Here is a 12,113-nt window from a genome sequence, read left to right as displayed (position 1 = left end):
CCGGGTCAGCCCGGCAGGCGAGCCGCGATTTCGGCGACGAGACGCCGGGCGGCGTCCAGCTTGGCGGCGGGGGGCAGGGGATGGGCGCCTTTATCGTCGAACAGCACGAGCTCGGTATCGTCCAGGTCCATCACGCGATGCGCCAGGTTGCCGACCAGCAGCGGGATACCCTTGCGCAGGCGCTTGGCCTCCGCATGGCGTTCCAGATCCTGGGTTTCCGCCGCGAAGCCCACGCACCAGGGGCCGTCGGCCAAGGCGGCGACTTCGGCCAGGATGTCGGGATTCGGCTCGAATTCGAGCGATGGCGCACCACCCCCCGTATCGTTTTTCTTCAGTTTCTGGTCGCTGGCATTCTTCACGTGCCAGTCGGCGACCGCAGCCACCGCGATGAACACGTCCGCCTGTCGCGCTTGCGCCATGACGGCTGCATGCATCTGCCGCGCGGTCTGTACGGGATGGACGTCCACCCCGCGTGGCGCGGGCAGCGATGTCGGTCCCGAGACCAGGGTGACGCGGGCGCCGGCTTCGCGCGCGGCGCGGGCGATGGCATAGCCGGTCTTGCCCGACGAACGATTGCTGATCACGCGCACCGGGTCGATGGGCTCCACGGTGGGGCCGGCGGTCACCAGCACGTGTTTGCCCGCCAGCGTCTTGGGCTGGAAGAAGGCGATGACGTCGGCCAGGATTTCATGCGGTTCCAGCATGCGGCCGTCGCCGATCTCCCCGCAGGCCTGGTCGCCCGCGGCGGGGCCCAGGATCTCGATACCGTCCTCGCGTAACTGCTGGGCGTTGCGCTGCGTGGCGCGGTTGGCCCACATTTCGCGGTTCATCGCGGGGACGATCAGCAGCGGACAGCTACGCGCCAGGCACAGCGTGGACAGCAGGTCGTTGGCCATGCCATGGGCCAGCTTGGCGATGAAATCGGCGCTGGCCGGCGCCACCAGCACGGCGTCGGCGCCGCGCGTCAGGTTGATGTGCGCCATGTTGTTGTCCATGCGCGCATCCCATTCGCTGACGTAAACGGGCCGGCCGGACAGGGCCTGCATGGTGACCGGGGTAATGAAATGCGTGGCCGCCTCGGTCATGACCACGTCGATGGCGGCGCCTTGTTCCGCCAGCCGGCGCACCAGCTCGGCGATCTTGTAGCAGGCGATGCCACCCGACATGCCTAGGACGATACGTTTGCGGGCGAGATCGAGCATGGGTAAACCGCGGTTGGGAATGATCGGCCCATTATGCGCGACCAGGGCCTGTTAACGCCAGGACGGGCAGGGATGTCGCGTGCCAGCGCGGTCTGCGGGCGGTTCGGGGGCCCGGCCTTAACCGGGTTTGCGCATCCGCAGCAGTTCGTCCAGGACCAGCAGGATAGCGCCGCAGGTGATGGCGACGTCGGCCAGGTTGAAGGCCGGGTAGTACCAATCTTTCCAGTAGAACAACAGGAAATCGACCACATGGCCGTAGGCCACCCGGTCGATGACGTTGCCGATCGCACCGCCCATGATCATGGCCAGCGCCAGCGCGAAGCGGGGTTGGGCCCGGCGGCCCTGGCGCGCCAGGATCCAGGTAATGACGATGGCCGCGCCTACGCCCAGCACGGTAAAGAACCAGCGTTGCCAGCCGGCTTCCGTCGCCAGGAAACTGAAGGCGGCGCCGCGGTTGTACACCAGCGTGAAGTCGAACACGGGCAATATGTTGACGCGCTGCCCGTACGTGTAGCTGGTGTTGAAATACAGCTTGGCCGCCTGGTCCAGGACCACGATGACGGCCGCCAGCACGAGCCAGAACGCCAGCCCGCGGCCCTGGGCGGGTTGTGCCGTGGGAGCCGCCGCCACGCGATTCCCGGCGTCAAGCATGGTCGCGTGCCTCGCCGGAGCCGAACAGGTTGCTCACGCAGCGTCCGCAGATTTCCGGATGCTCCGGATCCGTGCCGACGTCGGCGCGCCAATGCCAGCAGCGCTCGCACTTCCTGTGGGACGACGGCACGATGGCGATCTGCAGTTCGCCCGTACCCGCATGCACGGTGGCGCGCGACACGATCAGGACGAAGCGCAGGTCGTCACCCAGGCTTTGCAGCGCGGCCAGGTCATCGCCGGAAGCGGTAATGTCGATTTCCGCCTGCAGCGAGGAACCGATCCCGCCGCCGCTGCGCACTTCTTCCAGCTTGCGCATGACTTCCGCGCGTATCGTGCGCAGGCGGTCCCATTTCGCCGGCAACGCGTCGCCTTCCGCCAGCGGCGGCAGGGACTGGAATACTTCCGTGAACACCGTCGCGCGCGATACATCGGCCTGATGCTTGAGCGCGCTGGCGGTCAGTTCCTTCCAGGCTTCCTCAGCGGTGAAGGACAGCACCGGGGCCATCAGCTTCACCAGGGTCTGGGTGATCTCCAGCAGGGTGCTTTGCGCCGACCGGCGCGCCAGGCTGGTGGCGCCTGTGGTGTACAGGCGGTCTTTCAGCACGTCCAGATAGAAGGCGCCCAGGTCTTCGGAGCAGAAGTTCTGCAGCCGCGAGACCGCGGGATGGAAATCGTATTTCTCGTAGCAGTCGACGACTTCCTGCTGCATGCGCGCCGTCATCGCCAGCGCGTAGCGGTCGATCTCCAGGCGTTGCGCATAGGGCACCGTCATGGAAACCGCATCGAAGTCGGCCAGATTGGCCAACAGGAAGCGCAGCGTATTGCGGATGCGGCGATAGCTTTCGACCACACGCTTGAGGATTTCATCGGAAATCGACAGCTCGCCCGAATAGTCGGTAGACGCCACCCACAGGCGCAGGATTTCCGCCCCGAGGGAATCGGACACCTTCTGCGGGGCGATGACGTTGCCCACCGACTTGCTCATCTTGCGGCCCTGGCCGTCGACCACGAAACCGTGGGTGAGCAGCGCGTTGTAGGGCGGCCGGCCATACAGCATGCAGCCGGTCAGCAGGGAAGAGTGGAACCAGCCGCGATGCTGGTCCGAACCTTCCAGGTAGAGGTCGGCCGGCCACGCGAGTTCTTCGCCGTGCGATCCGGATTGCGTGGCGTCCTTGCCGCCCAGCACGGTGAAGTGCGTGGTGCCGGAATCGAACCATACGTCCAGGGTATCGCGGCTCTTTTCGTAGAGGTCCGCCTCGTCGCCGAGCAGCTCGCGCGGATCCAGCGATTGCCAGGTCTCGATGCCGCCCTGTTCGACGCGCCGCGCGACTTCTTCGAGCAATTCCACCGTGCGCGGGTGCAGCTGCCCCGTTTCCTTGTGCACGAAGAACGCCATCGGCACGCCCCATTGGCGCTGGCGCGACAGGGTCCAGTCCGGTCGGTTCGCGATCATCGCGTGCAGCCGGGCCCGACCCCAGGCGGGGTAGAAGCGCGTGGCGTCGACGCCGGCCAGCGCGGATTCGCGCAAGGTAGGTCCGCCTTCGCGCGGCGTGATGTCCATGCCGGCGAACCACTGGTTGGTGGCGCGATAGATGATGGGCGTCTTGTGGCGCCAGCAATGCATGTAGCTGTGCTTGTGCTTTTCGCTATGCAGCAGCGTGCCGGCTTCGCGCAGGGTTTCGACGATTTTCGGATTGGCGTCCCAGATGCTCAGGCCGCCGAACAGCGGCAGGGTGGATGCGTAGCGTCCATCGCCCATTACCGGACTGAGCATGGCGTCATCGGTCATGCCGTGCGCCTTGCAGGAGACGAAGTCCTCGATACCGTAGGCCGGCGCCGAATGCACGACACCGGTGCCGGTATCCAGCGTGACGTAGTCGCCCAGGTAGATGGGCGACAGGCGATCGTAGCCCGCATCCACACGCGCCAGCGGATGATGGAAGCTCAGGCCCGCCAGGGCTTCGCCGCGGGTGGTGGCGATGATCTCGCCTTCCAGCTCCCAGTGCTTGAGGCAGCTTTCGACGCGTTCCGTCGCCAGCAGCAGCAGCGAGCCGGTGGCCCGTGGCGCGGACAGCCGCACCAGCGCGTATTCAATATCGGGATGCAGGTTCAGCGCCTGGTTGGACGGGATCGTCCAGGGCGTCGTCGTCCAGATGACGATGGCGCCGTCGTCCACCGACGGCAGGCCGAAGGCGCGGGCCAGGCCGGCCTTGTCGGCGAAGGGGAAAGCCACGTCCACCGCCGGGTCGACGCGATCGGCATATTCGACTTCCGCCTCGGCCAGCGCCGAGCCGCAGTCGAAGCACCAGTTCACCGGCTTCAGGCCGCGGAACACATAGCCCTTTTCCATGATGCGCGCCAGGGCGCGGATCTCGTTGGCCTCGTTGCGATAGGCCATGGTCATGTAGGGACGGTCCCACTGGCCCAGCACACCCAGCCGCTTGAAGTCCTTTTTCTGCCGCTCGATCTGTTCCAGGGCATAGGCGCGTGCCTTGGACTGCATTTCCACCACGGGCAGGTTCTTGCCGTATTTCTTTTCGATCTGGATTTCGATCGGCATGCCGTGGCAGTCCCAGCCCGGCACATAGTGCGCGTCGTAGCCGGCCATGTTGCGGCTCTTGACGATCATGTCCTTCAGGATCTTGTTGACCGCGTGGCCGATGTGTATGTCGCCGTTCGCATAGGGCGGGCCGTCATGCAGCACGAAGCGCGGCCGGCCTTTGCTGGCGGCTCGGATGGCCTGATAGACGTGGTTTTCCTCCCATTCGGCAATCCATGCGGGCTCGCGCTTCGCAAGGTCGCCCCGCATCGGAAAGGAGGTATCGGGCAGGTTGAGCGTCTTTTTATAGTCCATGAACGGCAAAATAGGCGCGCGCGTTTCGCGCGTCTTCGGCGATGGCGGCTGTCAGGGTGGGGAGGTCGGGGAACTTTTCTTCGTCCCGCAGCTGTTGCAGGAACTCGATCCGTACGAGTTTACCGTATGCATCCAGGGCGGGGACGTCCAGCACATGGGCTTCCAGCAGCACGCGGCCATGGTTTTCCACGGTGGGCCTGACCCCCAGGCTGGCCACCGCCGGCAGGGGGGAATCGGCCAGGCCATGCACGCGTACCACGTAGATGCCGGAACGGGCCGCGCAGCGTGGCGTCACCCGCACGTTCAAGGTCGGATAGCCCAGCGTGCGGCCGAGCTTGCGGCCGTGCACCACATGCCCGCTCAGGTGATACGGGTGGCCCAGCAGATGCTGCGCGCGCGTCAGGTCGCCCACCGCCAGCGCGGTGCGCACTTCCGAGCTGGAAATGCGGTGGCCGTGGGCGTCGGTGATGTCTTCCAGCGTTTCCACCTCAAAGCCATGGGCCTTGCCGGCCTGCCGCAGCAATTCGATATCGCCGCTGCGCTTGCGGCCGAACCGGAAGTCGGGGCCGACCAGGATCCAGCGCGCGCCCAGCCCGCCCACCAGCAGGCGCTCGATGAAGGCGTCGGGCGCCATATCGGCCAGCCGCGCATTGAAGCGTTCGACGACGACCTGCTCGATGCCGCAGCGCGCCAGCGCGTCCAGCTTGTCGCGCAGGCCGGTAATCCTGGTCGGCGCCAGTTCCGGACGCTGGTTCAGCGCGGCGAAATATTCGCGCGGATGGGGTTCGAAGGTCATGACCGCCGGCACCAGGCCGCGGCCGCGGGCGGCGGCGCGCACGCGCGCCAGCATGGCCTGATGTCCGCGGTGGACCCCGTCGAAGTTGCCGATGGTCAGGGCGCAGGGACGACGGGCGCCGGGCGGGGGAAGGGAACGGAAGATATGCAGCGCGGGTTTCACGGACGAGAGTTTACAATTTTGCCCAAGCTTGCTCTTTTTCCTGTGGAACCTCTATCTTGGCAGCTTCATCTCCGGGCCGGCGGCGGCTCGTCATACTCATTTCGGGCCGCGGCAGCAATATGCAAGCCCTGGTCCAGGCCTGCCGCCAGGAAAACTGGCCGGCGGATATCGTCGCGGTCATCGCCAGCCGGCCCGATGCGGCCGGCCTGCGCTGGGCCGGCGAGGCCGGCATCCCGATCGCCTCGGTTTACCATCGCGACTACGCCGGCCGCGAAGCGTTCGATGCCGCGCTGGCGGAAGAGATCGATCGGCACCGGCCCGACTATGTGATCCTTGCAGGTTTCATGCGGGTGCTGACGCCGGGCTTCGTCAACCGCTACGCGGACCGGCTGGTCAATATCCACCCCTCTCTGCTGCCGGCGTTTCCCGGACTGCATACCCACGGGCAGGCGCTGGCCACCGGCGTGCAGGTGCATGGCTGCACGGTGCACTTCGTCACGCCGCTGCTGGACCACGGCCCCATCATCGCGCAGGGCTGCGTGCCGGTGCTCGGCGGGGATAGCCCGGAGAGCCTGGCCGAACGCGTGCTGGCCATCGAGCATCGGGTGTTCCCCGCCGCCGTGCGCTGGCTGGCGGAAGGCCGCGTCAGCCAGACGGCGGATCATCGCGTGGTCGTGCAGGGCGACCCGCAGCGCCTTTACATGTGGTCGGCCGGCAACGCGCCGGCGGATTGAAGCAACTTTTATCGACGGGCCCAGGGCCCGCCAGGGAAACAACATGAAGAAACCGCAGCGCGCAGGCGCGAAACCCCCGGCGCAGCGTGCGGGTGGGGCGGATCGCCCGCGCCCATCGTTCGCCGCCGTCCGCTTGGGCCAGGTCCAGCAGGTGCTCGGCGAAATGCTGCAGTGGGCGCACCCCGCGGATGGCGTGCTGACGCATTGGCTACGGGCGCATCCCGCCCTGGGCGGTCGCGACAGGGCGGAAGTGTCCGAGGCCGCCTATGACGTACTGCGCAATCTGCGGCGCTATCGTCGGCTGTCCGAGACCGGCGTGGGCGCCGCCGCGCGGCGCCTGGCGATACTGGGACTGGCGGCCACGCTGGGGCGCGAATACCTGCGCGAAGCGCTGGCGCCGGAAGAAAACGACTGGCTGGATCATGTGCTGCGGATAGACCCGGCCACCCTGCCGCGCGCGGTGCGTGCGAGCCTGCCCGATTGGCTCGACGAGCGCCTGGGCGCCTACGAGAATGCCGACGCCCTGGCCGATGCCTTGAACCGCCCGGCGCCGCTGGACCTCCGCGTGAACCCCTTGAAGGCCGATCGGGATGCCGTCCTGCGCAGTTTGAACGACGGCCCCGCCGCGCGTTACCAGCCCAGTGCCATGCCGTTTTCGCCCTGGGGCATCAGGCTGCAGGGGCGTCCGCCGGTGAACCGCTGGCCGCAGTTCGAGGCGGGCGACATCGAAGTCCAGGACGAAGGCAGCCAGCTGCTGGCGCTGCTCGTGGCGCCGCGCCGCGGCGAGATGATCATCGATTTCTGCGCCGGGGCAGGGGGCAAGACCCTGCTGCTGGGCGCCTTGATGCGCTCGACGGGTCGCCTGTACGCCTTCGACGTGTCGGCGGCGCGCCTGGCGCGCGCCAAGCCGCGCTTCGCCCGCAGCGGCCTGTCGAATGTGGTGCCGGTCGTCATCGACAGCGAAAACGATACCCGGGTCAAGCGCCTGGCCGGCAAGGCCCAGCGCGTACTGGTGGACGCGCCATGCAGCGGCATCGGCACCCTGCGGCGCAATCCCGACCTGAAATGGCGCCAGCATCCCGAGGCGCTGCAGGAACTGGGCGTGCTGCAGTCGCGCATCCTGAACGCCGCGGCCCGCTGCGTCGCGCCGGGCGGGCGGCTGGTGTATGCCACCTGCAGCCTGCTGCCGGAAGAAAACGAGGCGCAGGCAGAGGTCTTCCTGGCGACCCATCCGGAATTCGAGCAACTGGATGCCGCCGCGTTGATCAATGCGCGCTGCGAAGGCCTGGACCTGAAGGGGCCATATATGCAGCTGCGGCCGGACGTGCACGGCACGGACGGGTTCTTCGCCGCCGTGTTCGAGCGCCGGAAGGGGCCTGCCGCCGCCGCGCAAGCCGGCGCCGCGGCCGAGGCGGATGCCACCGCTGCCGGGCAAGCGGCGGAGCCCGAGGGCGCCGGTGCCCTTGCGGACGATCCGGTCCAGGCGGACCTGGAACCCGAGGCGGGGCAGTCCGCCGTCAACGACGGGACGGCTGACGCGCCGTGACCGTCACGGTTCCCTGAACCGACCGGGTGCCCAGCTCGCGCGACTGGAAGAATATCTCCCAGCCCACGGTCTCACTCCCCAGTTGCGGCCCTGCATGGTAGAGCACGCGGGTGACGGGTACCTCGACGTTCCGGCACTTGGCCGGCTTGTCGGCCTGGCCGGTCGTCGTATTGATGACCAGCTTGCCCTGCGTGGGGCGCGTCTTGATTACTACGGGCGGCGCACGCAGGGCGCGGCAGTCCGATCCCTGGATTTCATAGTATTCCGCGAGCACGGTGGTGCTGCCCGCGCCGACCGTCCAGCTACCGCGCTGGGCGCCTTCGGCGTGGAGCACCCCGGGCAGGCAGCACAGCAGAGCAAGGGATGTGGCGGAAAAGTAACGTGGCAGCGGCCCGCACGCCCCTGCGCTCCGGGATTGCCCAAGGGCGGCGAGGGTGGCAATCAAGGCGGTCCGGAGGCCGCGGATCGGCCTGGTCGTTGAAAAAGCGGTCAAGATGAGCACAGAAGATGGGTGGAAACAACGACTTTGCAGGAATTTCAAGTGTGTTTGGTCAAATCAGGATGCTGTCATAAGGGCGCAAGGTACGCTAAACTCGCTGTGTAGCTTTAACCCGAGGTATTTACGACCTATATGGATCACCTTCTTTCCTTCGCCGCAGGCGGTTTCCTGCAAGCTTCGTGGTGGCAGATCGTTGTATTCACGCTGGTGGCCACGCACGTCACTATCGTAGCAGTCACGGTTTTCCTGCACCGTAGCCAGGCCCACCGCGGGCTGGACCTGCATCCGGCGGTCATGCATTTCTTCCGCTTCTGGCTGTGGATGACCACCGGCATGGTGACCAAGGAATGGGTCGCCATCCATCGCAAGCATCACGCGAAATGCGAGCGCGAAGGCGATCCGCACTCGCCCATGCTGTTCGGCATCTGGAAGGTGTTGTTCCGCGGGGCCGAGCTGTATCGCGAAGAAGCCACCAACGCCGAAACCATGGCCAAGTTCGGCCACGGTACGCCGGACGATTGGCTCGAACGCAACATCTACGCGCGCCACAGCCTGCTGGGCGTCATGATCATGCTGGCCCTGGACATCGCCATGTTCGGCGCCGTCGGCGTGACGGTGTGGGCGGTGCAGATGGCCTGGATTCCCTTCTGGGCGGCGGGCGTCGTCAACGGCATCGGCCATTACTGGGGCTATCGCAACTACGCCAGTCCGGACACCAGCACCAACGTCTTCCCCTGGGGCATCGTCATCGGTGGCGAAGAGCTGCACAACAATCACCACGCCTACGGCACGTCCGCCAAGTTCTCGGCCAAGTGGTACGAGTTCGACATCGGCTGGGGCTATATCCGCATCCTGCAGTTCGTCGGCCTCGCCAAGGTCAAGAAGGTCGCCCCCAAGCTCAAGCTGGAATCCGACAAGCCCATGGTGGATCTCAGCACGCTGCAGGGCGTGATCACGCACCGCTACGAAGTCATGGCGCGCTACGGCGACATCATCAAGAGCGCCGCGCGCCAGGAACTGGCCAAGCTCAAGACCTCGCGTTCGCCGGACAGCGCCGAATGCCGCTGGACCACGCTGCGTCGCGTTCGTCGGTGGTTGCACCGCTCGGAAGACGCCTTGCAGCCTGAACAGGTCGCGCAGGTGGATCAGGCCATCGCCGGCAGCCAGTCGCTCTCCACGCTGGTGCAGATGCGCCGCGAGCTGGGCCGTCTGTGGGAAAGCTCCAGCGCCAGCAGCGAACAGTTGTTGCATCACCTGCAGGCCTGGTGCCAGCGCGCGCAGCAGAGCGGAATTGAAGGGCTGGAGCAGTTCGCCGACCGACTCCGCCGCTATGCGGCATGATCGATAAGTTAAATCCCGAACAACGCGCCGCCGTTACGCTCGAGCCGCAGCATGCCCTGGTCCTGGCCGGGGCAGGCAGCGGCAAAACGCGTGTATTGACCACGCGCATGGCGTGGCTGATCCAGAATGGCCTGGCCAGCCCTTATGCGCTGTTGGCTGTCACCTTCACCAACAAGGCGGCGCGCGAAATGCTGGCACGGATCACCGCGATCCTGCCCATCGATACGCGCGGGCTGTGGGTAGGCACCTTTCACGGCCTGTGCAATCGCTTGCTGCGCGCGCATCATCGCGACGCGGGCCTGCCTCAGGCCTTCCAGATCCTGGACACCGCCGACCAACTGGCGGCGATCAAGCGCCTGCTCAAGGCCAACGGTATCGACGATGAAAAATACCCGCCGCGCGACGTGCAGCGTTTCATCAACGGTGCCAAGGAAGAAGGCCAGCGCCCCGGCGAACTCGAAGCCTGGGACAGCCATCGGCGCCGCCTGATCGAGATCTATCAGCTGTACGAAGCGCAGTGCCAGCGCGAAGGCGTGGTCGATTTCCCCGAACTGCTGTTGCGTGCCTACGAACTGCTGTCGCGCAACGCGCCAGTGCGTGAGCACTACCAGCGCCGGTTTCGCCACATCCTGGTCGACGAATTCCAGGACACCAACACACTGCAGTACAAGTGGCTGCGGCTGCTGGCCGGCGGCGGCGCGCATATCTTCGCCGTCGGCGACGACGACCAGTCCATCTACGCTTTCCGCGGCGCGAACGTCGGCAACATGGCCGACTTCGAACGCGACTATGCGCATGGCACGGTCATCCGCCTGGAACAGAACTATCGTTCCTACGGCCATATCCTGGACGCCGCCAACGCGCTGATCGACCATAACAGCGGGCGACTGGGCAAGAACCTATGGACGGAGCAGGGCGAAGGCGAGCCCGTGCGCGTCATCGAGCAGCCGTCCGACGGCATGGAAGCACAGTGGGTCGTGGACGAAATCCGCGCCCTGGTCAACGACGGGCGGGCGCGCCGCGAAATCGCCGTGCTGTATCGAAGCAACGCGCAATCGCGCGTGCTGGAACATGCGCTGTTTTCCGCTGCCATCCCCTACAAGGTCTATGGCGGCCTGCGCTTTTTCGAGCGCCAGGAAATCAAGCATGCGTTGGCCTACCTGCGCCTGATCGCCAACCCGCATGACGATACGTCGTGGATGCGGGTAGTGAATTTCCCGGCACGCGGCATCGGCGCTCGCACGCTCGAACAGTTGGCGGATGCCGCACGCGCGCACGACACGAGCCTGTACGGCGCGGTCGCCCGCGTGGCGGGCAAGGGCGGCGCCAATCTGGCGCAGTTCGCCGCGCTGATCGGCCGCATGGCGGACGACACGCGCGAACTGCCCTTGCCGGAAATGGTCGAGCACGTGCTGGAAGCCAGCGGGCTCATCGAGCATTACCGTGGCGAAAAAGAAGGCACGGAGCGCATCGAGAACCTGAACGAACTGGTCAACGCCGCGGCGGTGTTTTCGACCGAGGAAAATTTCGACGGCTTGCCGGCGGGCGTGGCTGCTCAACGCGAACCGATCCCGGGGCCTGACGCCGCGGGGGCGACGGATCCCGCGTTTGCCGCGCCGGCGGAAAACCTGACGCCGTTGGCGGCCTTCCTGTCCCACGCCGCGCTGGAGGCGGGCGACAACCAGGCCCAGGCCGGCCAGGACGCCGTCCAGATGATGACCGTGCACGCGGCCAAGGGCCTGGAATTCGACGCGGTTTTCATTACCGGGCTCGAAGAAGGCCTGTTCCCGCACGAAAACAGCGTGCTGGAACAAGCCGGCCTGGAAGAAGAACGCCGGCTGATGTACGTGGCGATCACCCGGGCGCGCGAACGCCTGTACCTGAGCCTGGCGCAAAGCCGGATGCTGCACGGACAGACACGCTACGCCATGCGTTCGCGCTTCCTGGGTGAAATCCCCGAACAGCATCTGAAATGGCTGACCCCCCGCGCCACCATGGGCGACGAGTATGGCGCCGCCAACAGGGATTGGCGCGGCGCCGACCGTGATGCCTTCGGCCGCAAGCCCACCGGCACCATTGCGCCACGCCAGCCGCGCGGGGTGGCGTCGGGCGTGACGGTTGGCGATCGTCAGTACCGGATCGGGCAGGGTGTGCGGCACGCGCGTTTCGGCGACGGGACCATCATCGGCCTAAGCGGCAATGGCCAGGACGCGCAAGCCCAGATCCAGTTCCGCGATGTAGGTCCCAAGACGCTCGCGCTCGGCATTGCCAAGCTGGACGTGATCGCCGGCTGAGTCGGCCTCAGCCGGCGTTCCTCAGCCGGTTTTC

9 protein-coding genes are annotated in these 12,113 nt (G+C 66.4%); 4 read left to right on the top strand and 5 right to left on the bottom strand.

All coding sequences use genetic code 11. The annotated features are described in order from the left end of the window. Positions 1 to 5: 5 nt before the first annotated feature. The 4 genes from coaBC to CAL12_RS17290 all read right to left on the bottom strand — a co-directional run bounded on the left by coaBC (position 6) and on the right by CAL12_RS17290 (position 5,665). Positions 6 to 1,202, bottom strand: coding sequence for a bifunctional phosphopantothenoylcysteine decarboxylase/phosphopantothenate--cysteine ligase CoaBC (gene coaBC / locus CAL12_RS17305; RefSeq protein ID WP_086065770.1), 1,197 nt, complete (start codon positions 1,200 to 1,202; stop codon positions 6 to 8). 117 nt (positions 1,203 to 1,319) lie between these two features. Continuing rightward, complete coding sequence (gene lspA, locus CAL12_RS17300; protein ID WP_086065769.1) at positions 1,320 to 1,853, bottom strand: signal peptidase II; 534 nt, start codon at positions 1,851 to 1,853, stop codon at positions 1,320 to 1,322. Further along, positions 1,846 to 4,707, bottom strand: a complete 2,862-nt coding sequence (ileS, locus tag CAL12_RS17295) for an isoleucine--tRNA ligase (protein ID WP_086065768.1) — start codon at positions 4,705 to 4,707, stop codon at positions 1,846 to 1,848. Before ileS ends, lspA begins: the two co-directional genes overlap by 8 nt. Further along, positions 4,697 to 5,665, bottom strand: coding sequence for a bifunctional riboflavin kinase/FAD synthetase (locus CAL12_RS17290; RefSeq protein ID WP_086065767.1), 969 nt, complete (start codon positions 5,663 to 5,665; stop codon positions 4,697 to 4,699). The genes ileS and CAL12_RS17290 overlap by 11 nt, the downstream gene beginning before the upstream one ends. Before the next feature lie 119 nt (positions 5,666 to 5,784). Here CAL12_RS17290 and purN point away from each other — a divergent pair, with 119 nt between their 5' ends. Both purN and CAL12_RS17280 read left to right on the top strand, forming a co-directional pair. Continuing rightward, positions 5,785 to 6,399: a phosphoribosylglycinamide formyltransferase gene (gene purN / locus CAL12_RS17285; protein ID WP_232464914.1), complete on the top strand. Its 615-nt coding sequence runs from the start codon at positions 5,785 to 5,787 to the stop codon at positions 6,397 to 6,399. A 151-nt stretch (positions 6,400 to 6,550) separates the two neighbouring features. Then, complete coding sequence (locus CAL12_RS17280; RefSeq protein ID WP_086067953.1) at positions 6,551 to 7,945, top strand: RsmB/NOP family class I SAM-dependent RNA methyltransferase; 1,395 nt, start codon at positions 6,551 to 6,553, stop codon at positions 7,943 to 7,945. Here CAL12_RS17280 and CAL12_RS17275 read toward each other — a convergent pair. After that, complete coding sequence (locus CAL12_RS17275) at positions 7,917 to 8,486, bottom strand: hypothetical protein (RefSeq protein ID WP_157793022.1); 570 nt, start codon at positions 8,484 to 8,486, stop codon at positions 7,917 to 7,919. The two genes, CAL12_RS17280 and CAL12_RS17275, sit on opposite strands and share 29 nt — an antisense overlap. Before the next feature lie 90 nt (positions 8,487 to 8,576). Here CAL12_RS17275 and CAL12_RS17270 point away from each other — a divergent pair, with 90 nt between their 5' ends. Together CAL12_RS17270 and CAL12_RS17265 are read left to right on the top strand one after the other, a co-directional pair. Next, positions 8,577 to 9,785 carry a DesA family fatty acid desaturase gene (locus CAL12_RS17270; RefSeq protein WP_086065764.1) on the top strand — a complete coding sequence of 403 codons (1,209 nt, stop codon included), beginning with the start codon at positions 8,577 to 8,579 and terminating at the stop codon, positions 9,783 to 9,785. Further along, entirely contained in the window at positions 9,782 to 12,079 is a 2,298-nt protein-coding gene (locus tag CAL12_RS17265) for a UvrD-helicase domain-containing protein (RefSeq protein WP_086065763.1), read from the top strand. Before CAL12_RS17270 ends, CAL12_RS17265 begins: the two co-directional genes overlap by 4 nt. The last annotated feature ends 34 nt before the right edge of the window (positions 12,080 to 12,113 follow it).

The sequence above is a fragment of the Bordetella genomosp. 8 genome, assembly GCF_002119685.1.
GTDB lineage: Bacteria > Pseudomonadota > Gammaproteobacteria > Burkholderiales > Burkholderiaceae_B > Bordetella_C.
This window is presented reverse-complemented; position numbering and strand designations above follow the sequence as displayed.

Excerpts from the sequence above, each read along its gene's own strand:
- coaBC (WP_086065770.1), bottom strand. The coding sequence starts at position 1,202 with ATGCTCGATCTCGCCCGCAAACGTATCGTCCTAGGCATGTCGGGTGGC.
- lspA (WP_086065769.1), bottom strand. The coding sequence starts at position 1,853 with ATGCTTGACGCCGGGAATCGCGTGGCGGCGGCTCCCACGGCACAACCC.
- ileS (WP_086065768.1), bottom strand. The coding sequence starts at position 4,707 with ATGGACTATAAAAAGACGCTCAACCTGCCCGATACCTCCTTTCCGATG.
- purN (WP_232464914.1), top strand. The coding sequence starts at position 5,785 with ATGCAAGCCCTGGTCCAGGCCTGCCGCCAGGAAAACTGGCCGGCGGAT.
- CAL12_RS17270 (WP_086065764.1), top strand. The coding sequence starts at position 8,577 with ATGGATCACCTTCTTTCCTTCGCCGCAGGCGGTTTCCTGCAAGCTTCG.
- CAL12_RS17265 (WP_086065763.1), top strand. The coding sequence starts at position 9,782 with ATGATCGATAAGTTAAATCCCGAACAACGCGCCGCCGTTACGCTCGAG.